23 protein-coding genes and 1 pseudogene are annotated in these 24,367 nt (G+C 72.0%); 12 read left to right on the top strand and 12 right to left on the bottom strand.

The annotated features are described in order from the left end of the window. Positions 1–61: 61 nt before the first annotated feature. Positions 62–946: a LysR substrate-binding domain-containing protein gene (locus ACWC2T_RS24695; protein ID WP_450672525.1), complete on the bottom strand. Its 885-nt coding sequence runs from the start codon at positions 944–946 to the stop codon at positions 62–64. Positions 947–1,090: 144 nt separating this feature from the next. Here ACWC2T_RS24695 and mgrA point away from each other — a divergent pair, with 144 nt between their 5' ends. Beyond that, positions 1,091–2,083, top strand: a complete 993-nt coding sequence (gene mgrA, locus ACWC2T_RS24690) for an L-glyceraldehyde 3-phosphate reductase (RefSeq protein WP_450672524.1) — start codon at positions 1,091–1,093, stop codon at positions 2,081–2,083. A gap of 160 nt (positions 2,084–2,243) precedes the next feature. On the opposite strand, the gene ACWC2T_RS24685 is transcribed toward mgrA, so the two are convergent. After that, a complete protein-coding gene (locus ACWC2T_RS24685) occupies positions 2,244–2,528 on the bottom strand; it encodes a DUF1905 domain-containing protein (protein ID WP_450672523.1) in 285 nt (94 codons plus the stop codon). 97 nt (positions 2,529–2,625) lie between these two features. Beyond that, on the bottom strand, positions 2,626–3,009 hold the full coding sequence (locus ACWC2T_RS24680; protein WP_450672522.1) for a nuclear transport factor 2 family protein: 384 nt from the start codon (positions 3,007–3,009) through the stop codon (positions 2,626–2,628). 327 nt (positions 3,010–3,336) lie between these two features. On the opposite strand from ACWC2T_RS24680, the gene ACWC2T_RS24675 reads away from it, so the two are divergent. The 4 genes from ACWC2T_RS24675 (at position 3,337) to ACWC2T_RS24660 (ending at position 7,751) form a co-directional block, all read left to right on the top strand. After that, entirely contained in the window at positions 3,337–3,747 is a 411-nt protein-coding gene (locus ACWC2T_RS24675) for a hypothetical protein (RefSeq protein ID WP_450672521.1), read from the top strand. 70 nt (positions 3,748–3,817) lie between these two features. After that, entirely contained in the window at positions 3,818–6,157 is a 2,340-nt protein-coding gene (locus ACWC2T_RS24670; RefSeq protein WP_450672520.1) for an FHA domain-containing protein, read from the top strand. 41 nt (positions 6,158–6,198) lie between these two features. After that, positions 6,199–6,750, top strand: coding sequence for a hypothetical protein (locus tag ACWC2T_RS24665; RefSeq protein ID WP_450672519.1), 552 nt, complete (start codon positions 6,199–6,201; stop codon positions 6,748–6,750). Further along, entirely contained in the window at positions 6,750–7,751 is a 1,002-nt protein-coding gene (locus tag ACWC2T_RS24660; RefSeq protein ID WP_450672518.1) for a serine/threonine-protein kinase, read from the top strand. Before ACWC2T_RS24665 ends, ACWC2T_RS24660 begins: the two co-directional genes overlap by 1 nt. Positions 7,752–7,757: 6 nt before the next feature. Here ACWC2T_RS24660 and ACWC2T_RS24655 read toward each other — a convergent pair whose 3' ends face one another. Continuing rightward, on the bottom strand, positions 7,758–9,035 hold the full coding sequence (locus ACWC2T_RS24655) for a streptophobe family protein (RefSeq protein ID WP_450672517.1): 1,278 nt from the start codon (positions 9,033–9,035) through the stop codon (positions 7,758–7,760). Between the two features lie 201 nt (positions 9,036–9,236). Between ACWC2T_RS24655 and ACWC2T_RS24650 the strand changes: the two are divergent. Beyond that, positions 9,237–10,427, top strand: a pseudogene (locus tag ACWC2T_RS24650) (DUF6777 domain-containing protein); the annotation flags it as partial. Between the two features lie 437 nt (positions 10,428–10,864). Then, positions 10,865–11,317 (top strand): ATP-binding protein, encoded by a 453-nt coding sequence (locus ACWC2T_RS24645; RefSeq protein ID WP_450672516.1) that lies wholly within the window; start codon positions 10,865–10,867, stop codon positions 11,315–11,317. A 44-nt stretch (positions 11,318–11,361) separates the two neighbouring features. Here ACWC2T_RS24645 and ACWC2T_RS24640 read toward each other — a convergent pair whose 3' ends face one another. Next, a complete protein-coding gene (locus ACWC2T_RS24640) occupies positions 11,362–12,255 on the bottom strand; it encodes an RNA polymerase sigma factor SigF (protein ID WP_450672515.1) in 894 nt (297 codons plus the stop codon). 233 nt (positions 12,256–12,488) lie between these two features. Here ACWC2T_RS24640 and ACWC2T_RS24635 point away from each other — a divergent pair, with 233 nt between their 5' ends. Further along, entirely contained in the window at positions 12,489–12,884 is a 396-nt protein-coding gene (locus ACWC2T_RS24635; RefSeq protein ID WP_450672514.1) for a helix-turn-helix domain-containing protein, read from the top strand. 145 nt (positions 12,885–13,029) lie between these two features. Then, positions 13,030–13,512 carry a VOC family protein gene (locus ACWC2T_RS24630; RefSeq protein ID WP_450672513.1) on the top strand — a complete coding sequence of 161 codons (483 nt, stop codon included), beginning with the start codon at positions 13,030–13,032 and terminating at the stop codon, positions 13,510–13,512. Positions 13,513–13,606: 94 nt separating this feature from the next. On the opposite strand, the gene ACWC2T_RS24625 is transcribed toward ACWC2T_RS24630, so the two are convergent. From ACWC2T_RS24625 to ACWC2T_RS24610, 4 genes are all read right to left on the bottom strand, one after another. Further along, positions 13,607–14,485: a geranyl diphosphate 2-C-methyltransferase gene (locus ACWC2T_RS24625; protein ID WP_450672512.1), complete on the bottom strand. Its 879-nt coding sequence runs from the start codon at positions 14,483–14,485 to the stop codon at positions 13,607–13,609. Positions 14,486–14,547: 62 nt separating this feature from the next. After that, positions 14,548–15,597: a family 2 encapsulin nanocompartment cargo protein terpene cyclase gene (locus ACWC2T_RS24620; RefSeq protein ID WP_450672511.1), complete on the bottom strand. Its 1,050-nt coding sequence runs from the start codon at positions 15,595–15,597 to the stop codon at positions 14,548–14,550. A 16-nt stretch (positions 15,598–15,613) separates the two neighbouring features. After that, complete coding sequence (locus tag ACWC2T_RS24615) at positions 15,614–17,056, bottom strand: family 2B encapsulin nanocompartment shell protein (protein WP_450672510.1); 1,443 nt, start codon at positions 17,054–17,056, stop codon at positions 15,614–15,616. A gap of 251 nt (positions 17,057–17,307) precedes the next feature. After that, on the bottom strand, positions 17,308–18,315 hold the full coding sequence (locus tag ACWC2T_RS24610; protein WP_450672587.1) for a zinc-binding alcohol dehydrogenase family protein: 1,008 nt from the start codon (positions 18,313–18,315) through the stop codon (positions 17,308–17,310). A 164-nt stretch (positions 18,316–18,479) separates the two neighbouring features. Between ACWC2T_RS24610 and ACWC2T_RS24605 the strand changes: the two genes are divergently transcribed. Together ACWC2T_RS24605 and ACWC2T_RS24600 are read left to right on the top strand one after the other, a co-directional pair. Next, entirely contained in the window at positions 18,480–19,274 is a 795-nt protein-coding gene (locus ACWC2T_RS24605; RefSeq protein ID WP_450672509.1) for a VOC family protein, read from the top strand. Positions 19,275–19,307: 33 nt separating this feature from the next. Continuing rightward, positions 19,308–20,006, top strand: coding sequence for a ribonuclease H family protein (locus ACWC2T_RS24600; protein WP_450672508.1), 699 nt, complete (start codon positions 19,308–19,310; stop codon positions 20,004–20,006). A gap of 16 nt (positions 20,007–20,022) precedes the next feature. Here ACWC2T_RS24600 and melC2 read toward each other — a convergent pair whose 3' ends face one another. Continuing rightward, positions 20,023–20,844 (bottom strand): tyrosinase MelC2, encoded by an 822-nt coding sequence (gene melC2 / locus ACWC2T_RS24595; protein ID WP_450672507.1) that lies wholly within the window; start codon positions 20,842–20,844, stop codon positions 20,023–20,025. A 35-nt stretch (positions 20,845–20,879) separates the two neighbouring features. Further along, a complete protein-coding gene (gene melC1 / locus ACWC2T_RS24590) occupies positions 20,880–21,284 on the bottom strand; it encodes an apotyrosinase chaperone MelC1 (RefSeq protein ID WP_450672506.1) in 405 nt (134 codons plus the stop codon). Between the two features lie 416 nt (positions 21,285–21,700). Between melC1 and ACWC2T_RS24585 the strand changes: the two genes are divergently transcribed. After that, positions 21,701–22,522, top strand: a complete 822-nt coding sequence (locus ACWC2T_RS24585) for a lipase family protein (protein WP_450672505.1) — start codon at positions 21,701–21,703, stop codon at positions 22,520–22,522. Between the two features lie 62 nt (positions 22,523–22,584). Here ACWC2T_RS24585 and ACWC2T_RS24580 read toward each other — a convergent pair whose 3' ends face one another. Further along, positions 22,585–24,303 (bottom strand): cholesterol oxidase substrate-binding domain-containing protein, encoded by a 1,719-nt coding sequence (locus ACWC2T_RS24580; protein ID WP_450672504.1) that lies wholly within the window; start codon positions 24,301–24,303, stop codon positions 22,585–22,587. Positions 24,304–24,367: the final 64 nt, after the last annotated feature.

Below are 24,367 nucleotides of genomic sequence, written 5' to 3'. Positions count from 1 at the left end.
TGGTGGGCCCGGGGGCCCTCCAGGCCGAGGACATTGGGTCCGTCGCGCAGGAAGCGGCCGTTCAGCTCGCGCCGGTCTCCAGCAGTGTGACGAGCGCCCGGGCGGCGGGGCTGGTGGCACGGTCCGGCGGCAGCAGCGCCACGGTCTCGTACTCCGTCTCACCCGTGCCCTTCAGCGGCAGCGCCGTGAGCGAGGGCCGCTTGTGCCGGAAGTGCCGGGGTACGACCGCGATCCCCAGGTTCTCGTCCACCAGGTCCAGCAGGCTGTGCACGTCGTTGACCTCCAGCGCGACCGTGCGCCGGACACCGGCCGCGGCGAACGCGGCGTCGGTGGTGCGGCGCGGGCCCCAGCCCGGATGGAAGTCCACGAAGACCTCGCCGACCAGGTCCTGCGGTGTCAGCACCGCGCCCGCCGAGGCGAGCCGGTGGCCGGGATGGCACAGCACGATCATCGGCTCGCTCGCCAGGGCCACCGAACGCAGCTGGTCACTGTCCGCCTGGGTGCGGTAGGCGAAGGCGAGGTCGAGCCGGCCGGCCCCCACCTCCTCGGCCAGCGCGCCCGAACCGGCCTGCCGCAGCCGGATCTCCACATCCGGATGCCGACCGCGGAACGCGGCCAGCAGCCGCGCCGGGTGCACTCCAGCGATGCACTGCTCGGTGCCCAGCGCCAGTGTGCCGCGCAGCACGCCCTGCACCGCCGCGACCGCCTCGTGCGCCGCACGGACCTGCGCGAGGATCCGCTCGGCCTCCACCAGCAGCGCCCGCCCCGCCTCGGTGAGCGTCACCCGCCTGGTGGTACGCACGAACAGCGGCGCCCGCAGCTCCCGCTCCAGCGACCGGATGGACGCCGACAACCCCGACTGGGACACCATCAGGCGCTCGGCGGCCCGGGTGAAGTGCTGGTCCTCGGCGACGGCGACGAAGTGCTGGAGATGGCGCAGTTCCATGATTCAGAAGCCTAGCCGCTGAATTCCATCGGATTCTTCTGTTGGACCGCTGCCCGGCGTGCGGGGAAGAGTGGCACCGGTGACCAGGAGCCTCACGGCTCCCGGGAGCCGGGAACACCGTGTGCCAACCCCTCTGGAGTCGCGTTGTACACCGCACACCCCGACCGTTACGCCGACATGCCCTACCGGCGCACCGGACGCAGCGGACTGAAGCTCCCCGCGCTGTCCCTCGGCCTGTGGCACAACTTCGGCCCGGACCGGCCCGCCGAGACCCAGCGGGCGATTCTGCGCCGGGCCTTCGACCTGGGCGTCACCCACTTCGACCTCGCCAACAACTACGGCCCGCCGCCCGGTGCCGCCGAGTCAGCGCTCGGTGAGGCCCTGACGGCCGACTTCGGGCCGTACCGTGACGAACTGGTCATCTCCACCAAGGCCGGCTACCTGATGTGGCCCGGCCCGTACGGCGAATGGGGCTCGCGCAAGTACCTGCTGTCCTCGCTCGACCAGAGCCTTGCGCGCATGGGCCTGGAGTACGTCGACATCTTCTACTCGCACCGCCCCGACCCGGACACTCCGCTGGAGGAGACGATGGGCGCCCTGCACTCGGCGGTGCAGCAGGGCAAGGCCCTGTATGTCGGCGTCTCCAACTACTCGCCGGAGCAGACCCGCGAGGCCGCCCGCATCCTCGCCGACCTCGGCACCCCGCTCCTCATCCACCAGCCGCGCTACTCGATGCTCGACCGGCGCCCCGAGGACGAGGGGCTGCTGGACGCCCTGGACGAACTCCAGGTCGGTTCCATCGCCTACTCCCCGCTGGAGCAGGGCCTGCTCACCGGCCGCTACCTCGACGGCATCCCCGAGGACTCGCGCGCCGCGAGCGACAGCCCCTTCCTGAACTCGGACGCGGTCACCGAGGACCTCGTCGCCCGCCTGCGCTCCCTCGACGAGATCGCGGGAGCCCGCGGCCAGACCCTGGCACAGCTGGCCCTGGCGTGGGTGCTGCGCGGCGGCCGGGTCACCTCCGCCCTGGTCGGCGCGAGCAGCCCGCAGCAGCTCGAGGACAGCGTCGGCACCATCCGCCACCTCGACTTCGACGCGGAGGAACTGGCCCGGATCGACGCGATCGTGAAGGGCTGAGCGCGCCAGGGCGGTGGCGGCGGGTGATCGGTGACGCCGGGTGATCCGCTGCGGGCTTCGGCCGGCACCCGCCCCGCACCTGAGGCAAGCCCGCCCGGCACACCCCCGCCGCCGGCGGCGGCGGCCGCGGGGCAGCCGAGCCGCTCCCGCAGGCACCCCGTCAACCGAGCCGCTCTTGAAGGCGTACGGTCACGGTGTCGCCCTGCTGCTTGCCGATCGCCTTCCGGATGTCCGCCTTCACGGAGAGCTTGTGCCGGCCGTCGCCCAGGGCCATGAAGGAGCTCCGGAACGGGTGGCCGTCGACCGTGCCGCGGACCTTGACCAAGCCGCGGGTGCCGATGAACCCGGCCGAGTGCGGCCAGACCACATAGGTCCAGCCGCCGTCCCGCCTGCTCTTCTCCAGGACCGCGGTGAACTCCACGTCCACCGGTCCGCTCGCCTGCATGGTGTGCCTCCGTCTTCCGCCGCGCGCGGCGCTGTGTCGGTTGTCGTCCGTCAGGGCAGACCCCCGCGCGGCGGAACTCATCGCCGGCCAGGCGCTGTCAGGCAGCCGCCGGTACCCGGTCCAGAAAACCCAGCACCTGCCGGATCCGGCCCTCGTCGTCCAGCGTGACGACGTCGAACCCGGCCACCGGAGCCGAGCCGTCGGCCTCGTTGACCAGCTCCCAGCCGAAGCGCGCGGTGTCGTGGTGGCCGTCCACCGTGCCGAGCGGGCGGAAGACGAACCCGGGGAACTGCTCGTGCGCCGCCGCGATCACGGCCGCGACGGCCTCGTGGCCGCGGACGTCGGCGAGGGGGTCGGTGTAGCCGCCGTCGGCGGTCCACGCGGCGGCGACCGCCTTCTTCAGCGCCTCCGGCTCGGTGGCGTTCCAGGCCTCGAAGTAACGGGCGGCGGCGCTCTCGTAACGGTCGGTGTTCACGGACATGGTGCATCAGCCTCCATCGAGGTCGTGACTGCTGGTAACTGCTGGTCAGGCCCGGATCCTGGGCTTCGCCGATCCGGTGTGACCACCATGCCGGAGCAACGGGGGGCGGGTCGATTACCTGCCTGGTAATGCCCGGGCCCCCGGAACGTGCCGATGCCTTCCGGCCAGAACGGGCGGTGAATATGCCAACAGACTGGCCGGAAAGTCATGGTGACAGTGTTTCGGGAGTGGCGATACTCGAACATCAGGGGCACTTCACCGCACAGGAGCCGCACGGAGAGCGAGGCCGGGCCGGGCGCAACCAGCGAGGCGACGGGGGAGTGAGACGTGCACGACGAATTCCTGTGCCATGTGACGGCGTACGGCATGTGCGACGGCCGGCGCATCGGGGTGCCGCTCGGCACCTATCGCGCGCCGACGCTGGCCCTGGCCCTGTGGTGGCTGCGCGACCGGGCGTCCTGGATCGCCGAGCGACTGGATCCGAGCCCTGAGGACCCCGCCTTCCCGACAGGTGCGCTGGTGCCGGTCGCGGAAACGGTCGCCGACGTGCCCGCCCTGCTGCGCGCCTGGTGCGCCGACGACGTCCGGCAGGAGCGGGTGGCCGACGAACTGGCGGACGGACGGCTGGTGCGGATCGCCGCCAGCGACGACACCACCGAGTACGAACTGCTCGCCGAGTCCGTCGACGCGCTGCGCATGCAGCGCACCCTGCCGGCCCTCGTCATGCCCGTCGCCTGACACGTGTCCGTCGGCCGGGGCCGACCTCGGCTCCGGGCGCAGATGTGTGCGAATCGGTAGAATTCTGGCCATGGCGGAGCGGCCGATCGCCCCGACGGCGCCCGAACTCGTCCTGGAGACCGACACGGGCTCCACGGTGATGAGCCCGGGCCACGACTACCACGTCGGACGCGACCCGTTGAGCGACATCGTCCTCGACGATGCCCGGGTCTCGTGGCACCACGCCGTGCTGCGCTGCGACGACGATCGCTGGACCCTGACCGACCAGCACAGCACCAACGGCACCTACGCCGACGGCCGCCGGATCGACCGGTGGGGCGTGCACCCCGGCAGCGTGATCCGCTTCGGCAACCCCACCGACGGCCCCCGCGCGGTCCTCGCCGACGCCCCGCGGCCCGCCCCCGACCGTCCCTCCGCGGTGTCCCTGCCGCTGCTCACCGGCACGTTCCGTCGGCCCAGCAGCGTCCGCCCGCTGCCCGTGCGCTCGGTCCGCATCGGCCGGGCCGCCGACAACGACCTGGTGGTGGACGACCTGATCGTCTCCCGCCGGCACGCCGAACTGCGCGCCCACCCCGACGGCACGTACGAGATCGTCGACCTCGGCAGCCACAACGGCACCTACCTCAACGGCCGGCCCGTCACCCGCGCACCCATGGGCCCCGGCGACATCGTCGGCATCGGCCACTTCGCGTTCTGCCTGGTCGGCGACGAACTCCAGGAGTACGTCGACACCGGCGAGATCTCCCTCGACGTCCAGGACCTCACCGTCGCCGTCGACGGCGGACGCAAGGTGCTCCTCGACCACGTGTCCTTCCCGGTGGGGGAGAAGTGCCTGCTCGCGGTGGTCGGACCGAGCGGAGCCGGCAAGTCCACGCTGCTGAACGCCCTGACCGGACAGCGGCCCGCCGACCGCGGCACCGTCCTGTACGACGGCCGCGACCTCTACCGCGACTTCGCCGAACTGCGCCAGCGCATCGGACTGGTCCCGCAGGACGACATCCTGCACCCCCAGCTCACCGTGCGCGCCGCCCTCGCCTACGCCGCCGAACTGCGCTTCCCCGAGGACACCGCCGCGGCCGAGCGGCGGGCCCGGGTGGACGAGGTCATCCGGGAACTCGGCCTCGAACAGCGCGCCGGCCAGCCCGTGCACAGCCTCTCCGGCGGACAGCGCAAGCGGGTCAGCGTGGCCCTGGAGCTCCTCACCAAACCCTCGCTGCTCTTCCTGGACGAGCCGACCTCCGGCCTCGATCCGGGCATGGACCGGTCGGTGATGCACATGCTGCGCGGCCTCGCCGACGACGGCCGCACCGTCATCGTCGTCACCCACAGCGTGCTCAGCCTCGGCGTCTGCGACCGCCTCCTGGTGCTCGCCCCCGGCGGCAAGGTGGCCTACTACGGGCCGCCCGACGACGCCCTCGCCTTCTTCGGCTTCGAGCAGTGGCCGGAGGCCTTCGAGGCCTTCGACCGCGACCCGGAACGCGACTGGGCCAGGGAGTACCACGAGTCGCCCTTCCACCGGCACTACGTCACCGAGGCCACCACCCAGCCCCATCACCCGGGCCCGGCCCCCCTCGCCTCGGCACCGCCGCCCCGCCCACGCGGCTGGGGCGCCCAGCTCGGCACGCTGATCCGCCGTTACGCGGCCGTCCTCGCCTCCGACCGCACCTTCCTGCTCGTCATGATCGCCCTGCCGTTCGTCATGGGCGCCATGGCCCGCGCCCTGGCCGGCGGCCGGCTCGCCCGGGACACCGCGATGAACGCGCTGCTCATCCTGTGCGTGGGCGCCGTGCTCACCGGTGCCGCCAACGCGGTGCGCGAACTCGTCAAGGAACGCGTTGTCTACCAGCGCGAACGCGCCGTCGGCCTGCCCCGTTCGGCCTATCTGATGTCCAAGATCGTGGTGCTTGGCACGGTCAGCGTCGCCCAGGCCGTCGTCCTCACCCTGGTCGCCCTCCTCGGCGTCGACCTGAACACCCCCGGCGGCCGGGGTGTCCTGCTGCCGCCGCTGGCCGAGATCACCCTGGCCGCCGCGCTGCTCGCGTTCACCGCGATGATGCTCGGCCTGCTCGTCTCCGCGCTGGTGCGCAAGGAGGAGGTGACGATGCCGCTGCTGGTGCTGCTCGCCATCGTCCAGGTCGTGTTCTGCGGCGCCCTGCTCAGACTCGGCGGGGTACCCGGGCTGGACCAGCTGTCCTGGCTCGTGCCCTCCCGCTGGGCGCTCGGCGCGATGGCCGGCACGGTCGGGCTGTCCCGGATCGTCCCCGGCAACCTGACCGCCGACCCCCTCTTCCGGCACTCGACGGGCGTCTGGCTGCTCGATCTGGCCATGCTGGTGGTGCTCTCCGTCCTCTACGGGCTCGTGGTCGCCGTGCTGCTGCGCCGGCGCGAGCCCGCCGTGATGCGGAAGTAGGCGAACGCGATGGCCCACAACACGCGGAAGCAGGCGTCCCGATGAGCAGAGCGCCCAGTCCCGGATTCCGGCCCACGCACGTCGTGCCGCCGCGCGGCATGCCCGCCTGGGAGGCCCCCGACCCGGCCCGGCCCACCCTGCCCCTCGACCCGCTGCTGCCGGTCGAACTCGCGGAGCGGCGCGGCGACTGGGCGTACATCCGCTGTGCCAACGGCTGGGGAGCCTGGGTCGACGGCCGACGGCTCGTCGCCGTACCCGAGGACCCGCCCGCCGCCGACGGCCCGGCCGGCACCGCCGATCCGCGGCCCCTGCTGGCCAGCGCCGAACAGACCCTGGCCGACTACCGGTCCGCGGTGGAGGAACTGGCGGCCGGCACCCTGGACGGCGAGGACTTCGAGGAACGCACCCGGGGCCTGAGGATCGGGATCGTCGTCGACGGCCAGTCCATGTGGCTGTACGACCCCGAGGCGGGCCGCTGGGTGTACGGCGACGGACGGCGGCTGACCACCTACGCCACCGACCGGGAGGTCACCGGCGAGGACGCCGGCGGGCACGCCCCGACCCGGCTGGTCGCACCCGAAGGTGAGCGCTGATGGCGCGCGAGACCAGCCTGTTCTCCGGCCGGCCCTCGGAGCTGATCGGCCGGCGGATCGCGGGCTACCTCGTCGAGAGCGAGATCGGGCGCGGCGGCATGGCGGTCGTCTACCGCGCCCGCGACCTGCGCCTGGAGCGCACCGTCGCCCTCAAGCTGCTCGCGCCCGAACTCTCCCGCAACGACACCTTCCGCAAGCGTTTCACCCATGAGTCCCAGGTGGCAGCGGCGATCGACCACCCGCACATCGTTCCGGTCTTCGAGGCCGGCGAGACCGACGGGGTGCTCTTCATCGCCATGCGGTACGTCTCCGGCAGCGATCTGCGGCATCTCCTCGACCTGCGCGGACCGCTGCCGTTGCCCGACGCCGCCCGGATCGCCGCCCAGGTGGCGTCCGCCCTCGACGCCGCCCACGAGCACGGCCTGGTGCACCGGGACGTCAAGCCCGGCAACATCCTGGTCGCCGAGGGCATCGACACCGACCACCCCGAGCACGTCTACCTCACCGACTTCGGGCTCACCAAGAAGTCGCTGTCCCTCACCGGCTTCACCAGCGTCGGCCAGTTCGTCGGCACCCTCGACTACGTGGCCCCCGAGCAGATCTCCGGCCGCCCGGTCGACGGCCGCTGCGACGTCTACGGCCTGGCCTGCGTCGTCTACGAGACCCTCACCGGCCGCCCGCCGTTCCTCCGGGACGACGACATGGCCCTCCTGTGGGCCCACCAGTACGACGATCCGCCCCCGCCGAGCGAGGTCCGCCCCGGCCTCGACCCCGCGGTGGACCCGGTCTTCGCCAAGGCCCTGGCCAAGAGCCCCGACGCCCGCCACTACACCTGCCTCGCCTTCGTCGCCGCCCTGCGCGCCACCCTGGCCACGGACGCCGCCCCGGCCGACGTGAGCCCGGCAGAGGGCCCCGACACGGAGACGGACCACACGGTGAGCGGGCCGCCGAGCCCCCCGCACTGGGCGGACCCGGTGTACCGGGCCGAGGCAACAGCGTGAGAGCGGTCAGGGCCCGCTCACCTCGCCCGGCCGGCGCACCCGCCGGGCCAGCAGGCCGCCCAGGAATCCGGCGCCCAGGCCCCACAGCGCGCCCAGGCCCACCGCCCGCCACAGCTGGGGCCTGAGGAAGAGCTCTCCGGACAGCCCGCCGCCCAGGTTGCCGATGCCGAGCAGGGAGAGTCCGTAGTGCGCCGAGACACGGCACGTCAGACAGATCATCAGCACCGTCAGCGCCAGCGCCACGGCCAGGTGGACGGCGTGCTGCCACAGGCGGATCCGGGCCGGTGAGCTCGCTGCCATCCGGAAGGCCACGGCCAGCAGCAGGATCGCGTCCACGGCCACCAGCCACCACCACCGGCCGTCGTAGTCGGTGAGCGAGCGCAGGTTCAGCGCGGAGACGTGCGGGGTGCGCAGGATCGTGTCCAGGACGTGCGGCATCGGCAGGCCGAACGGTCCGTCCACACGGCCGTTCCAGGTCGCTCCCATGCCGATGGTGAGGGCCAGCCAGGCCAGATTGGGCAGACCCAGCAGGATCAGCGCGAAGGTCGCCGGGGCGTGCCCCCGCACGGCCGCCGTGATGAGCGCGGTGACCAGGCCGACGACGACGTACGCGAGGAGCAGGACCACCATCGCGTGCGCCGCCGGGCGCACCGACTCCTGGAAACGCAGCAGCCGTCCCGGCAGCGGTGCCCCGCGCGCGACCAGCAGCGCCAGCACCAGCACCCCGGCCAGCCACAACAGGCCGAACAGCACCGTCAGCGGCACGTCCGTGGTGAAGCCGACGCGGGGCGCGACATCGAACAGGCCGGTCAGATCGCTGAGGGTGCCGCTGCCCACGTCGACGGCGAAGGTCTGCCGGGCGGCGAAGGCCAGGCCGATCAGCGCGAGCAACCACAGCACCGCGATGCGGGCGGCCCAGCCGGCCAGCTCACCGGCCGAGGCGACCGCCCGGTGCCGCAGCGGGCGCAGGAAGCCCCCGCCGATCGCGAGCGCGCCGACCAGGGTCACCGACAGCGGGATCACGGTGACCCCGGCCCGGGTCTGCGCCAGCACGCCCGCGTTGCCCGAGAGTTCCACACTGCCGCCGACCGCCGTGACCAGGGTCGCGGCCACCACCCGCGGGAACGCGCCGTCCGGCAGGTCCCCCGCTCCGGCCGCCCACAGCCCCAGCGCCGCCACCAGCACCATGACGGCGAGCCCGGTCAGCACCGCGGCCAGGGCCTGCGCCCAGCCATGACGGGCGGCGGTCCGTGGGGAGACGGTCGGAACGCTCACGGTTGACACGCTATGCAGCGGCCGGGCGCCCCGCCCGCCGGGTGGGCCGTTCGCGTCGGCTTGCGGGCCTCACCCTCCTGCGACACACAATGGGATCAATGTGCAGCCAGTTGCATCAATCAGGACTTGACTGAACAAAGCCGCGCATCGCACCGCGCATCGCGCCGTGTACCGCGACGATCGCGACGATCGCGACGGGAAGAAGTGCTCGTGAGCGCCGAACCTCCGTCCTCCGGCCGCCCGACCGGGCCGCCCTCCGGCCCGCTGTCGGGCTCCTCCCGGCCCCCCTCCGGACCACCGCCCGCCGGACCGCCGGCCGGCGGTGCCGGAGCCAGGGGACCCCACGGGCCGTGGTGGAAGTCCGTGCCGCGCGTGGCAGCCCTCACCGCCGCCGTTGTCGCTGCCGTGGTCCTCGCGGTGGTCTTCACCCGTCCGGGTGGCGGGTCCTCCGCCAAGGGCGGCGAGGTCTTCCTGCAGTCCGCGAACAGCAGCGGCCAGGACCCGTTCACGGAGTCCACCGCGAAGCAGAGTTCCGCCCCGCCCCCGCCCTCCGCGTCCGCCGCGCCCTCCGGTACGGCCAACGCGGTGCAGGGGGTCGAGGGCGGAGCGCCCGGCCTGTACGGCGGCACCAACCGCACCCCCGCCTGCGACGTCGAGCAGCAGATCAAGTTCTTCCAGAACGACCCGGGCAAGGAGAAGGCCTTCGCATCCGTGGTCGGTGTCCAGCCCTCCGGCGTCCCCGCCTATCTGCGCTCGCTGACCCCGGTTCAGCTGCGCGTCGACACCCGGGTCACCAACCACGGCTACCGCAACGGCGCCCCCACCGCCTACCAGTCGGTGCTCCAGGCCGGCACCGCCGTGCTGGTGGACGGCCAGGGCGTGCCCCGGGTGCGCTGCGCCTGCGGCAACCCGTTGACCCCGCCGGTCGCGCAGAGGACCACGCCGAAGCTGGTGGGCAGCCCCTGGTCGTCGTACCGGCCCTCGAACGTGGTCGTGGTGACGCCCGCGCCGAGGCCGGTCAACGTCTTCGTGCTCTACGACAGCCACCACGGCGACTGGATCCACCGTCAGCGCGGTGACCAGCACTGCCGACACGACCAGCACGCCACGCCGCCGAAGTTCCCGCACCCGTGGAACCCGCCGCAGCGGCCGTGCCCACCGGGTGCGACGTGCCCGCCCACGTCCGGCAGGCCGAGCCCGTCGATCTCCGTCTCCGTCTCGATCTCGCCGAGTTCGTCGTCCTCGCCATCACCGTCCAAGTCAGCCTCGCCCTCTTCGCCGTCCTCTTCGCCTTCGTCCTCGCCGTCGTCGAGTTCGTCACCGGCGAAGTCCTCGTCACCGGCGAAGTCCTCGGCACCGTCGAAGCCCTCCTCGTCCTCCTCGGCCTCTCCCTCGTCGCCGTCACCGTCGGCGTCGAAGTCGCCGGAGTCGAAGTCGCCGTCATTGTCACCGTCGGCGTCCAAGTCGTCGGAGTCGAAGCCGGCTTCGGCCGGCTCGTCCTCCGCCGGGTCATCCTCTGCCCCGCCGTCCTCGGCCCGGCCGGTGTCGCCGTCCGCGGGCTCGCCGTCGGCCCAGACCTCGAGCGAGAGGACGTCGCAGCAGCAGACGACCAGCGTCGCTCCGCCCCCCTCGCAGAGTTCCGCTCCGGGCCCGGCGACCCCGCAGACGCCCGGCGGGTCGGGGATCGCGCCCACTCAGCAGCAGCCGCAGGGCTCGCCTCCGACGTGAGCATCGCCACTGTGCGCGGCCGGCACTCCGGGGACTGCCGAGCCCGGCACGGGGTACGAGGACAGGTGCAACAGGCGACCGGCCGGGCCGGGTTTTCCGAGAGAGACAGCATGACCAAGCACCTGGGCGGAGCAGTGATACCGACTGGTTTCGACGTTCCCGTGGAGCCGCTGCGGCGCGCGGCGCACTACACCGGCGAGCCCGGTTGCATCGCCGAGGCGCGCGCCTTCGCCGCCCACTTCCTGGAGCAGCTGCGCACCGAGTGGTGCGCGACCGCCGACCGCCTCGCCGACGGCGAGCTGCTCCTGCTCGTGAGTGAGCTCGTCACCAACGCCGACCAGCACAGCAACGGCCCGTACATCCTGGAACTGGAAGGCACGGACAGCGCCGTCACGGTGTGCGTGTACGACAGCAGCTCCGCCCTGCCCCGCCGCTTCCCGAAGAACCCCGAACGTGTCGGACGGCACGGCATGGAGATCGTGTACGCCCTGGCCTCGGAGGTCAGCGCGGAGCGCGTGCCCGTGGGCAAGATGGTGCGGGCCCGCTTCGAACTGACCCGCTGAGGCGGCGGACGCGGCGCCGCCAGGCCGTCTCCGGCCCGTCTGTCTCAGGCGCGGTCGAGTTCGCCGAGCATCCCCTGGCGCAGCCGGGTGATGATGCGCTTGATCAGCCGGGACACATGCATCTGGGAGCAGCCGAGCCGTTCGCCGATCTCCGCCTGGGTGGCCTCCTCGACGAACCGCAGATGGATGATCCGCCGGTCCCGCTCGCTGAGCTCCGCCATCAGTGGGGCGAGCGCGTGGAAGTCCTCCACGAGCCGCAGCCCCTCCTCCTCCACGCCGATGAAGTCGGCGAGCACCGCCTCGCCGTCCTCCGTCCCGTCGCCGGTGAGCGCGGCGTCCAGGGAGGCGGAGTGGTACCCGTTGGAGGCGAGCTGGGCCTCGACCACCTCGTCCTCGGAGATGTTCATCAGTGTCGCCAGCTCGGCCACCGTCGGGTCCCGGTCCAGCCGGCTGGACAGCTCCTCGCGCGCCTTGGCCAGCTCCACCCGCAGCTCCTGGAGCCGGCGCGGCACGTGCACCGCCCACGTCGTGTCCCGGAAGAACCTCTTGATCTCACCGACGATGTACGGCAGTGCGAAGGACGTGAACTCCACCTCACGGGCCAGCTCGAACCGGTCGATGGCCTTGATCAGGCCGATCATGCCGGTCTGGACGATGTCCTCCATGTCGTCGCCGCGGCCCCGGAACCGTCCGGCCGCGAAGCGCACCAGCGACATGTTCATCTCGATGAGCGTGTTGCGCGCGTACTGGTGCTCGTGTGTGCCCTCGTCCAGCTCGGCGAGCCGGCGGAAGAACTGACGGGACAGCTCCCGTGCGTCGCGCGGTGCGACGGACGCCGGGTCGGCGATGCCAGGAAGTGATGCCGATGCCTCGCCCGTCCCGTCCTGCTCGGTCCTCTCGGTGACCTCTGCTTCCGACCGGACCCCGGCGGTGTTCATGGCCTCTCCCAGCCTCTCCCACGAAAGTCACGTTTGTCCGCTTCACCCATAACCCGCCGTTTCATGCGTGCCAGCGGGTTGCGCTCACGGGGCGAGTACCCCCGGTGACGCCGTGCATGCACGCGCCGACGCCGGATCGCGGAATCGGCCGGTGTCCGCCTGGAGGCCCGGTTTCCCTCAGGGCGCAATGCCGGGCCCTTGTCCCAAGGCCTACGGCTCCTAGGCTGACGGGGGTGAGCAACCAGGTGAGTGACGAAGCCCGAGTGATCCCCCTGCGACCGGCGCCGGCCCGCCCCGTGACACCCGCGCCCGAGCCCACGGCGGACCGGGAGCCCCTGTGGCGCGACCTGGTCGGCCAGGTGCTGCGCCGTGAGCGGCGGGCGCAGGACCGCACCCTGAAGGAGGTGGCCGACGCGGCCAGGATCTCGCTGCCCTACCTGTCCGAGATCGAGCGCGGCCGCAAGGAGGCCTCCTCCGAGGTCCTCGCGGCCGCGGCGCACGCTCTGGGCCTGGGACTCGGCGACCTTCTCTCCCTGGCACACGGCGAGCTGACCCGGCGCACAGGCATCCAGCACCGGCCGACGGCCACGCCGCACCGCTCCGGCCGCGGGCTCTGCCTGGCCGCCTGACAGGTCGTGCCCGTGGGGAGGCCGGCACCGGGACGCCGGACGGGGCGCTCTTCACCCGTCCGGACTGTTCGGCGGCCAAAGCGATGAGTTTCGGCGCGAGGGCCGGTCGACACTGATGACCGCGTTCCCCACCCAGGAGGTACTGATGACCACCGACGGATTCGTGACGTGTCTGTGGTTCGACGGCCAGGCCGAGGAGGCCGCCGCGTTCTACGTGTCGGTCTTCAAGAACTCGAGCATCGGCCGCATCGGCCGCTACACCGAGGCCGGTCCCGGCCCGGCCGGCTCCGTGCTGGTCGTCGAGTTCACGGCGAACGGCCAGAAGTTCGTCGCCCTCAACGGAGGCCCCCAGTTCACGTTCAACGAGGCCATCTCCTTCCAGATCATGTGTGCCGACCAGGACGAGATCGACTACTACTGGACCAGGCTCACCGAGGGCGGCGGCGAGGGCGGCCCCTGCGGCTGGCTCAAGGACAGGTACGGCGTCTCCTGGCAGGTCGTCTACGACCGGATGCCCGATCTGCTCGGCGACCCGGACCAGGAGAAGGCGGCCCGCACCATGAAGGCCATGCTGGCCATGGGCAAACTGGACGTCGCCGCGCTGGAGAAGGCGTACGCGGGGGACTGAGTCCGGACCGGCGGGGCGTCGAGGCCGGCCTCGACCGCGTGCGCCTCGGCGCCCTCGCCGACCACGGAAGTTCCCTCCTGCCGCCTGCCCGGCCTCAGACCCGGTCGGCCGCGATCAGCAGGTACTGGAAGCTGCCGTTGCGATAGGCGTCCAGGAACGTGTCCTCGATGCCCGTCACCAGGTGGTCGGCCTCCTTACGCAGCTCCCAGTAGGGGATCGTCGCCTCGGTCAGGTCCTCGACGTGGACCGGGACCAGCCGGTTGCGGGCCATCGCCCTGAAGTACTCCGAGCGCGGGTGGATGTCGCAGATGTAGTGGGCGTTGATCAGCGACACCTCGCGCGAGGCCTGCCCGTAGGTGTCGTTGTAGCAGCCGGTGATCACCACATAGCGTCCGCCGCGGCGCAGCAGCCGGGCGTGCTCGGCGAACAGCAGGTCCAGCTCGACGTACATGGTGGACTCGTTGTTCCACGAGGCCGCGTACGCGCCGGCCTGGAAGCCGGTGTCGAGCATGTTGCGGTGGTGGTAGCGCACCTTGTCGTCGATGCCCCGGGCGCGGGCCTGATCGTTCGCGAACTCGGCCTGCTTCGTGGAGATGGTGACGCCGTCGGCGTGGCAGCCGTAGCGCAGATGCGCCACGACGCTGCCGCCGCCCCGGCCGCAGCCGGCGTCGAAGACCCGGTCGGCGGGGGTCAGCGGACCGAGGTGCGAGGCGAGCAGCTCGGCCTGGGCGTGTTCCAGGCGGTGCAGTTCGGCGGTGACGCGTGCCCGGCGCCGCTCCGGATCGGGCTCGTCGAGCACCGACCGGTCGGCCGCTCCGATGCCGTAGTGATGGTGGTACAGGTCGTCGATCTTGCCGAGTTCGAGGTTGACCGGGTTCTCCTCGGCGTTCCAGTACTCCGCGACGCGATGCTGATAGGTGGACTGGGTCGGGAGCGGAACGGGCGTGGTCCGGGCAACGGGGGCAGTGGTCAACGAGAACTCCTCTGAGCACATGTGACGGTATTTCAGTTGGTGCTTGTGCTGGATCGGCGGGTCTACCAGTAGTCGGGCAGGTGGTAGCGGTGGGTGTTGGTGGCGTGCCACTCGTGGTTGCCGGACACCCAGGCGGCGAGCCCCCGGGCGTAGCGCTCCACGAGGGGCGAGGTGGCGGACAGCGCGGCCGACTCCTCCTCGAAGGCCGTCATGATCCCGTTGTGGATCTCCACGGACTTCAGATAGGCGGCCTTCAGCCCGCACCGCTCGTTGGCGGCGACGACCTGCGGCAGGTTCAGATGGTCGGGGTCGCTGGCCAGTTCCTTGGTGAAGGAGTACAGGTCGTTGACGATCGTGGTGGCGTTGCACGCCAGGGCGGTGATCCGCTGGATCTCGGGGCGGGCGTAGACCTGCTCGGGCAGTTCGTAGCCGTCCACGGCGTCGACGAGCGACAGACACGGGCGGAAGTTGTTGAACTGCCGCATCACCAGGTACTCCCAGACCCGCGGCACGTACTTGGTCTCCATCCAGGCGGCCTCGGCCAGATACCCCAGGTGCAGCCGGGCGATGTCGTGCACGAACCGGTCGGTCTGGCTGGGGGTGGCGAAGGTCGCGTAGTCCTCGAGGGCGAAGTGGTACGAGCGCAGCGGACCGTCGGCCTGGATGCCCTGCCGCCACTCAGCCTCCACCTCCGGGAGGCCGTGGTAGGGGTCGAGCGCCGACTGCGCGATGATCAGCGGGCCGGCCAGACCGCGCCGCGATCCGCCCCTGCCCTCGTCCTCCTCGCAGTAGCAGGAGTCGACGATGTTCTCGGCCAGCAGCAGTTTCCCGGCGGCGGTGAGACGGTCCAGGTCGAGGCCGCCCGGATGCTGGAGGGCGACGGCCCGGCCGAACTGGAAGCCGGAGAAGTCGCCTTTCCAGGCTGCGGGAAACAGGTCCAGGTCCCGGGCCCAGGTCTCCAGGCGGCGGTCGATCTCGGCCGCCTTCTCCGGGTCGGCGGGCACCGCGGGCCGGTACAGCAGGCCCGGGATGGCTCCGGTACGCCGGGCCCGCAGGCTCTGGGCCAGGTTCGGGGGGCCCGGCATCCGGTAGGCGGTCGTGGGTGTGGTCATGGGGTGCTCCAGGCGGTCAATCGGGGAGCCGGCCGATCTGGACGTTCTCCAGGATCCCGGCCGCGTCGGGCACGAGAATGGCCAGCGAGTAGTAGGCGGTCACCAGGTAGTTGACGATCGCGGCAGCGTCGATGCCCATGAACCGGACGTTCAGGCCCGGCTGGTGCTCCTCCGGGATGCCCGTCTGGTACAGCCCGATGACACCCTGGTCGGCCTCGCCGGTGCGCAGGGCGATGATGCTGCTGGTGTGGTCGTCGGTGATCGGGATCTTGCCACAAGGGAAGATCGGCACCCCGCGCCACGCCGGTACCTCGTGGCCGTCGACGCTCACCGTGCCCGGAACCAGGCCACGCCGGTTGCATTGTCGGAAGAACGCCGCGATCGCCTTGGGATGGGCGAGGAAGACCTTCGTCTTGCGCCGCATGGACAGCAGTTCGTCCATGTCGTCCGGGGTCGGCGGGCCGGTGAGGGTGCTGATCCGCTGGCCGTAGTCGACGTTGTGCAGCAGCCCGAACTCCCGGTTGTTGACCAGCTCCCACTCCTGGCGCTCGCGGATCTCCTCGACGGTGAGCCTGAGCTGCTGCTGGGTCTGGTCCATCGGGTGGTTGTAGAGGTCGGCGACCCGGGTGTGCACCCGCAGCACGGTCTGGGTCAGGGACAACTCGTATTCGCGCGGGGCGAGTTCGTAGTCCACGAAGCCGCCCTGCAGCGTGGGTTCGCCGACATGGCCGGCCTGCACCGGCACCTCGGCCTCGCCCTTGCGGTTCATCGGCCGCCGCTGCCGCTCGACATAGGCCTGCAGATGCGCGGCGAGGGACGGCACCCGCTCGGTGAACTCCTGCACGACGGCCCAGGGCAGCGCGAGCACCACCCCCGCGGTCTCGGCCCGAACCGAGGACAGCCACAGCGGATCGGACTGCCCGACCGCCTCGTCGCCCATCTGGTCGCCGTCCGTGACGACCCCGGTGATCTCCTCCTCACCGTACTTGCCGGCGGTGTAGCGGGTGAACCGGCCGTGCACGACCAGATAGGCCTCGGTCACGGGCTGGCCGGCCTCGAACAGCACCTGCCCGGCGCGCACCTCCCGGGGCTGGAAGCGGCCGGCGATCTCCCGCAGCACCTCGCCGTCGGCGTAGCCGCGCAGGATCGGCAGTTCGGTCAGCGTCTCCGGGATGACCCGGATGTCGTCGGCGCCGTTCTGCTCGAAGTGCACCCGGCCGCGCCCCGTGCGCAGCGTCAGGCGGCGGTTGACCCGGTAGGTGCCGCCCTTGACGTCCACCCACGGCAGGGTCTTCAGCAGCCATCGCGAGGTGATGGCCTGCATCTGCGGTTCGGACTTGGTGGTCGTGCTGAGCTGGCGTGCCGCCCGGGTGCTCAGGCTGGTGAGCTGCCCGTCGGACGCGGGGTCGGGGACGGGTTCGTCGACGGCGGGACCGGTGGCGCTGTCCGGTGTGGTCACATTCCCTCCAGCGGAGCTGTGTGCGAACAGGGGTGGCCGGATCGCCGGGTGGTGAGCGTGGTGATCCTGCACCCGGGCCAAGCCAAACAGTCCTCATGAGGTGCCCGATACAGCGCGAAGGGGGCGGAACCCGGCGCTCGGGTGCGTAAACCCGCTGATCGGGGCACGACCGGCAAACGGTGTGTTCGGGCGCCGGTGCACTGCGGCCGCCACCGGCGTCCCTGTGCGCCGGTGTGGTGCGCCCCGGGCGCTCAGGACAGGTCGTTGACCAGGACCGCCGCCCCGTCGAACCGGCCGGCCTTGAGGTCGGCGAGGGCCTGAGGGGCCTGCGACAGCGGATAGGCGTGCGTGGTGGCGCGGACACCGTGCCGGGCGGCCAGGGCGAGGAACTCCCGGGCGTCCGCACGGGTGTTGGAGGTGACGCTGCGCAGCTCCTTCTCGTAGAACAGCTCGGTCGCGTAGTGCAGCGGCGGTACGTCGGTCAGGTGGATGCCGGCGAGGGCCAGCACGCCGCCCCGGTCGAGGGCCCGGAGCGCCACCGGGACCAGGTCACCGGCCGGGGCGAACAGGATCGCGCCGTCCAGCAGCTCCGGCGGCGGCTCGTGCAGGTCCCGCGCGGAGGCCGCGCCCAGCTCCAGGGCCAGCCTGCGGGCGGCCGGCTCCCGGGTGATCACATGCACGGTGGCCCCCTCGGCGAGCGCCACCTGCGCGCACAGATGGGCGCTGCCCCCGAACCCGTACAGGCCGAGCCGCCCGCCCTCGGGCAGTCCGGTGCGCCGCAGCGCACGGAACCCGATGATCCCCGCGCACAGCAGCGGCGCCGCCGCCACGTCGTCCAGGGCGCCGGGCAGCCGGTGGGCGAACCCGGCCGGCACGGTCGTGTACTCGGCGTAGCCGCCGTCGGCGTCCCAGCCGGTGTACTCCGAGCTCGGGCACAGGTTCTCGGCGCCCCGCGCGCAGTACGCGCACACCCCGTCGGTGCGCCGCAGCCAGGCCACGCCGACCCGGTCGCCCATCGCGAAGTCCCGCACCGCGGCCCCGGCCCCCACGACCTCGCCGACCACCTCGTGGCCGGGGGTGACCCCGGCCCGGTGCACCGGAAGATCGCCCTCCGCGACATGCAGATCGGTCCGGCACACCCCGCAGGCCCGCACCCGCACCAGCAGCTCGTCCGCCCCCGGCACCGGCACGGGCCGCTCCACCAGCCGCAGCGGATGCCCGTCGACCGGCCCCGGCCGCACCACCGACCACGCCCGCATCGTGCCCGTCGTCATCGCACCGTCGCCTCCACTGCCATTGTCCGGGCGGCTCCCCGGTTCGGCGCGCGGGCCGGGGGCGGGATGGCTAGCGTGAGCTTCGGGACGTGCTTCCTCAAAGGCGGGGGACCATCCGTAGGGGACTCGAGAGCAGGAGGGCCGCGAGCATGGCCGTGCAACCCGAGGGAACGCCCTGTTGGGCCGATGCGATGTTCAGCGACGTCGAGGGAGCCAAGCGGTTCTACGGCGACGTCCTCGGCTGGACCTTCGGCGAGTCGTCGTCGGAGTACGGCAACTACACGCAGGCCTACGCGGACGGCAAGGCGGTGGCGGCCGTGGTCCCGCCCATGCCCGGCCAGGAGGGCCCGTCGCAGTGGTGCCTGTACTTCGCCTCACCGAATGCCGCCGCCACCGCGGAGAAGATCCGGGAGAACGGCGGCGAGGTGCTGATGGAGCCGATGCAGGTCGGCGACTTCGGCACGATGTGTCTGGCCCGCGAGCCCAGCGGGGCCGTCTTCGGCGTCTGGCAGGCCGGCAGCCACGAGGGCTTCGAGGCGACGGCGACCCCCGGCGCCTACTGCTGGGCCGAGGTCTTCACCCGTGAGCCCGAGAAGGCCGACACCTTCCTGGCCGCCGTGTTCCCGTACCGGATGAAGGACATCGTGGACGACGCGGTGGACTTCCGCATGTTCGACGTGGGCGAGGACACCGTCCTCGGCCGGATGCGGATGACCGACGACTTCCCGCCCGAGGTGCCCTCGTACATCAACGTCTACTTCACCGTCGACGACTGCGACGAGGCCGTGGCCCGCGCCACCAGGCTCGGCGGCGTCCTCCGGTTCGGGCCGATGAGCAGCCCCTTCGGCCGGTTCGCGGCGCTCAGCGACCCGCAGGGCGCGAACTTCTCCGTGATCGACATCGCGACCACGGAGGGCGAGATGCCCAAGGTCAAGGAGACCTGACCCGTCCGCGACGGGGGCCGGCGCGGCCATGGCATGATCGTGCGTATGCGTGAACGTGTGGTGGCCGCGTGCGACGGGGCTTCGAAGGGAAACCCCGGACCGGCCGGATGGGCGTGGGTGGTCTCGGACGGCGACGAGCGGAGCCCCGCCCGCTGGGAGGCCGGCCCGCTCGGCCGGGCCACCAACAACGTCGCCGAACTCACCGCCCTGGAGCGGCTGCTCACGGCCGTCGAGCCGGAGGTGCCGCTGGAGATCCGGATGGACTCCCAGTACGCGATGAAGGCCGTCACCACCTGGCTGCCCGGCTGGAAACGCAACGGCTGGAAGACGTCCGCCGGCAAGCCCGTCGCCAACCAGGACCTGGTCGTGCGCATCGACGCGCTCCTCGACGGCCGCACGGTCGAGTTCCGCTACGTCCCGGCCCACCAGGTCGACGGCGACCCGCTGAACGACTTCGCCGACCGCGCCGCCAGCCAGGCCGCCTCCGTGCAGGAGGCGGCGGGCAGCGCGCTCGGCTCCCCGGAGCCGCCGCCCTCGCCCGACACCCCGAAGGCGGCCGCGCCGCGCGGGAAGGCGCCCCGCCGCAGCGGCGGCGGAGCGTCCTCGTCGCGCACCATCAAGGCGAAGTTCCCCGGCCGCTGCCTGTGCGGCCGCTCCTACGCGGCCGGCGAGTCCATCGCCAAGAACGCGCAGGGCTGGGGCCACCCGGAGTGCCGCACCGCCGAGGCCTGAGCACGGCGGGGCCCGATCAGCTGTCGAAGGTGTAGAACCTCGTGTGGTCCAGCAGGTCCGCCGGACGCACGTCGTTCCACGGCTTCATCGTCTCGTCCACGTCCACGACGTCCGGCGTGCCGCCCACCGGCACGTACCCGGCTTCCGGATGCCGCTGCTGCCATTCGGCCCACAGCTTGTCGACGTAGGCGTGGTGCAGCCAGAACACCGGGTCGTTGGGGGAGACCCCGGTGGCCATCTGGCCGCCGACCCAGACGTGGACCCGGTTGTGCAGATTGACCCCGCGCCAGCCCTCCAGGTTGTTGCGGAAGCCGTCCGATGCGCTGTTGTACGGCGCCGCGTCGTACGTCGGTATCGACAGCACCGACTCCACCTCGGCGGGCGTCGGCAGCTCCCGCACGGCCGTGCCCAGCGAGCGGCGCAGGAACGTACGGCCGTCGACGCGTATGTTCACCGGCCAGTTGCCGGCCGACGCGGCGAACGGGCCGTCCATCACCCGGCCGTCCGAGCTGCGCCCGGTGCCGCCGAGGAAGTCCGGCGCCCACAGCGAGGCCCGGATGGTGCGGTCGGTGCTCCAGTCCCAGTACGGCAGTGCGACCGAGGAGTCCACCGACTGCAGCGCCTGCTCGAAGTCGAGCAGGAATCTGCGGTGCCAGGGCAGGAACGACGGTGAGCGGTGGCCGGTCCGCTCGCCGCTGTCGGTGTCCGACATGATGAACGCGTTGTGCGTGCGGACGAACTCGTCGTAGCGCCCGTTGCGCTTGAGTTCGAGGACCGCGGACACGAACCGCTTCTTCTCGTCGGCGGTCAGGGCGGCCTGGTTCTTGCGTACGGTCATGGTGCGCGATGCTCCGGAAGTCCTTGCGGGGGCGGTCAGTTGGCGGGGAAGGGCAGCAGCGGGGCACCCTGCAGCTCGTCCACGGCGGCCCGGGCGGCGGCGCGCGGGGTGGACACCGGGTCGTAGTGGCTGACGATGCTGATCCAGCTGCCGTCGGCGTTGCGCATCACATGCAGCGGTACGCCGTCGATCAACACCTCGTAGTCGCCGCCGTGTTCGTGGTGGTGGCCGCCGGAGACCGTCGTCATCGGCCGGCCCTGTATCCGGCGGCCCTTGTAGACCTCGTCGAAGCCCTGCGGCTTGGGCTTGGGCATGGGCATGGGCATGGGGTGGCCGTGGCCGGCGGCCGAGGCGGCGGGTGCCACGAGGGCGGTGACGGTGGCCGTCGCGGCCAGGGCCGCCGTCGCGGTGAGCGCGCGGCGCCGGGTGATGTCGGGCATACGGGTCCTCCTGGAGGGGTTCCGGTGGTGACGACGCATGCCTATCGGGGGCTCGGGGGCGGGAGGAAATCGCCCGGAACCGGTTGGCCCTGATCCGGACAATTGGCCACATGTCGTACGGGGTTGAACCAAGATGATCTTGCCGTGGCCGGGGTGCCACCTGCCCCGGAACGGGGAATTCCTTGCCGCGCCGGCCGCGTTTGCGGTGGACCTTCTCGTCCGCCGCCCGTCCGAGTGGCCCGGCTCACCACGCCAAAGTGACGCGATCGGGCAGCCCGCCGGCCCTGCTACCCTGCGGTGCCGTCCGGCCACGCTGGGTGAGAAGGCGGGCCAGCGCGTTCCCGCCCGTGCCGCCGCGCCCGGCCACCCCGGCTTCCCCCACCCCGGCTTCCCCCCACACCCGAGGAGTCCTGTCCATGGCCGTATCCGTCCCGTTCGACCAGACCCCGTCCGGTTACAGCCCGCAACGCGCCTACTGGCTGGCCCGCGCGGCCGACCTGGCCTACAAGGACCGCACCGTCATCGAGGACCAGGCCGCCCAGTGGGGCTTCGACCAGGTGCGTCACCACGAGACCCGGTTCACCCCGCCCTTCCCGCTGCAGGACACCCAGGCGTACACCATGGCCGGCGAGCGGATGATCATCACCGCGTTCCGCGGCACCGAACCCGCCCAGATCAAGGACTGGCTCACCGACGCCGCCACCCCGCCGAGGCCCGGACCCGGCGGCAACGGATACGTCCACCACGGATTCGCCGAGGCCCTGGAATCGGTCTACCCGGTCGTCCGCCACACCCTCGCCGAACTGCGCACCAACGGGCAGAGCGTGTACTTCACCGGGCACAGCCTGGGCGGCGCCCTCGCGATGCTGGCCGGCGCGCGGATGTACCTGGAGGAGCCGTACCTGGCCGCGGACGGCGTGTACACCTACGGTCAGCCGCGCACCTGCGACCGACTGCTCGCCGAGGCGTTCCACAAGGGATTCGGCGGCCGCATGTACCGCTTCGTCAACAACAACGACATCGTCCCCCAACTGCCGCCCGAGCCCGTCTTCACCCATGTCCGCGCCCTGCGCTACATCGACTCGCACGGCCGGCTGCACGAGAGCATGCCGATGCTGTCGGCGCTCGCCGACCGGGCCACCGGACTGACGGCCGACGCCTTCGCACCCGCCTCCGACGGCATCCGCGACCACTTCATGCACAACTATCTGGCGGCACTGGAGAAGAACCTCGGCTGAGCGCCTCGCACTGGGCGCCGCCGTCACCGCCTGCGGCTACGCGATCCACATGTTCACGTACGTCAGCGCAGCAGCCGGTCCAGGAAGGCATTGCCGAACACCCGGTGCGGGTCCAGGCGGTCGAGGGTCTCGACCGCCCGCGCCCACACCCGTGGCCCGAAGCTGCCGGGCACGGCCCTGTCCAGTACCTCGGCGTCGCTCCAGGCGGCCTGCGTCGTGTACCCCCAGCCCTTCGACCACTCCACGCGGGCGAGGGCGGAGCCGCCGCCGTAGCTGCGCAGCAGGAACCGCTCCAGCTCGCGCAGGAACTCCTCGGCGTACGGCGTGCCGGGCAGGGTCAGTACGTCCAGCCAGACCGCGGTGTCCCACTCGGGACGGTCCACCACCGGCCGCAGCGCGGACAGCAGCGGGACCCGGGCGCCGGGCACACCGGTCTCGGCCGGGTCGTCGAGACCCGTCACCCGGATCTCGACCGAGCCGTTGACCGGGAAACGGCCCCGTGCCGCGTACGCGGCCAGCCGCTCCCGGTAGAACCGTGTGAACTCGTGCACCACCCGCTGCACTCCGGCCCGCGAGGTGTGCACCGCGTACCCGTTCGCGGTCACCCGGAGCGTGGTCGGCCGGAGGTACAGCAACGTGTTCTTCGACGGCCCCCACAGGTCGGCGGAGTCCGTGGCCGCGAGCCCCAGCGAAGCCACGGTCAGCTGCGCGGCGCCCAGCTCCGGCGCCAGGTACCAGGCCCCGTTCGCCACCAGCCGCCCCACCAGATCGGCCACCGGCGTCGGCACGCTGTCGGAGAACGGGTAGTTGTACGGCGAGGTGACGTGCCGGGAGCCGGTCGGCCGCACCGGCGCGACGCTCCACCCCTTCAGCCACGGAAACTCGGTGAAGGCGAACCAGATCGCCTCGACGCGGCCCGAGCGCCGCAGAAAGCTCGCCAGGGTGCGCCCACCGGAGCCGGGCGCCGCGAACAGCTCGCGGGCCGGGACGTCCGTACGGCTGACGCACCGCAGGGGTGAGTCCGGACCGACCCGCAGCACCACCTCGGTGACGAAGGCCCGCCCGAGATGGGTCAGCAGCGCGGCGCAGTCCGCCTCCGCACGGCGGAACGTCCGCAGCACATACGCCCCGCGGTCCGCGTCCCACACCACGGCCGTCAACTCCAGCACGCGATTGCTGAGCGAGCCGTACATGGCCTCCGGCGGCGGGCGTTCACCGGCGGCCGGTACGGCGGTGCCGTGCGCGTCGATCGCCAGGGCACCGCCCAGGGTGAGGTCGCCCGGCGCGGGCGTCGCGGTCAGGCCGAGACCGTGCCCCTCCAGGAAGGTCAGCAGCGCCTCCAGGGTGACTCCGGTTCCGGCCCGGACCGCCGATCCCGACTCCAGCTTCAGCCCGGTCAGATGCCGGGTCGTGTCGACCAGCAGCACGCGGGTGTCCGGCCGCGTCCCCTCGGTGATCGTGAGCGGCGACCAGCCGTGGGAACAGCCCCGCGCGCGGACCCGCCGGCCGCTGCGCCAGGCCCAGTTCACCACGGCGAGCACCTGCTCCGGTCCGTCCGGGGCACAGGCCCACAGACCGTCGGCGGTGATCTCGCCCACCCAGTTGCGGTACGCCGAGCGATACAGCGCCACCTGCGCCGGAAAGTCCGGGAGTTCGGCCACTGCTACCGCCGGATCCGCCGCGATCAGCACCGGTACGGCGGCCAGCGCGGCGGCGCCGCGCAGCAGACCGCGCCGGCTGGGACGATCCCAACCACCGTTGGAGAGAGATAAGTTGTCCACGGAACGATCGATCACACGGTCAGGCTAAGCACCGCCCTGCCGCCGACGATGTTCCGTCGGCCCC

It is taken from the genome of Streptomyces sp. NPDC001393 (assembly GCF_053597455.1).
The sequence above is the reverse complement of the archived record's forward strand: the minus strand, read 5'-3'. Positions and strand labels throughout refer to the sequence as shown.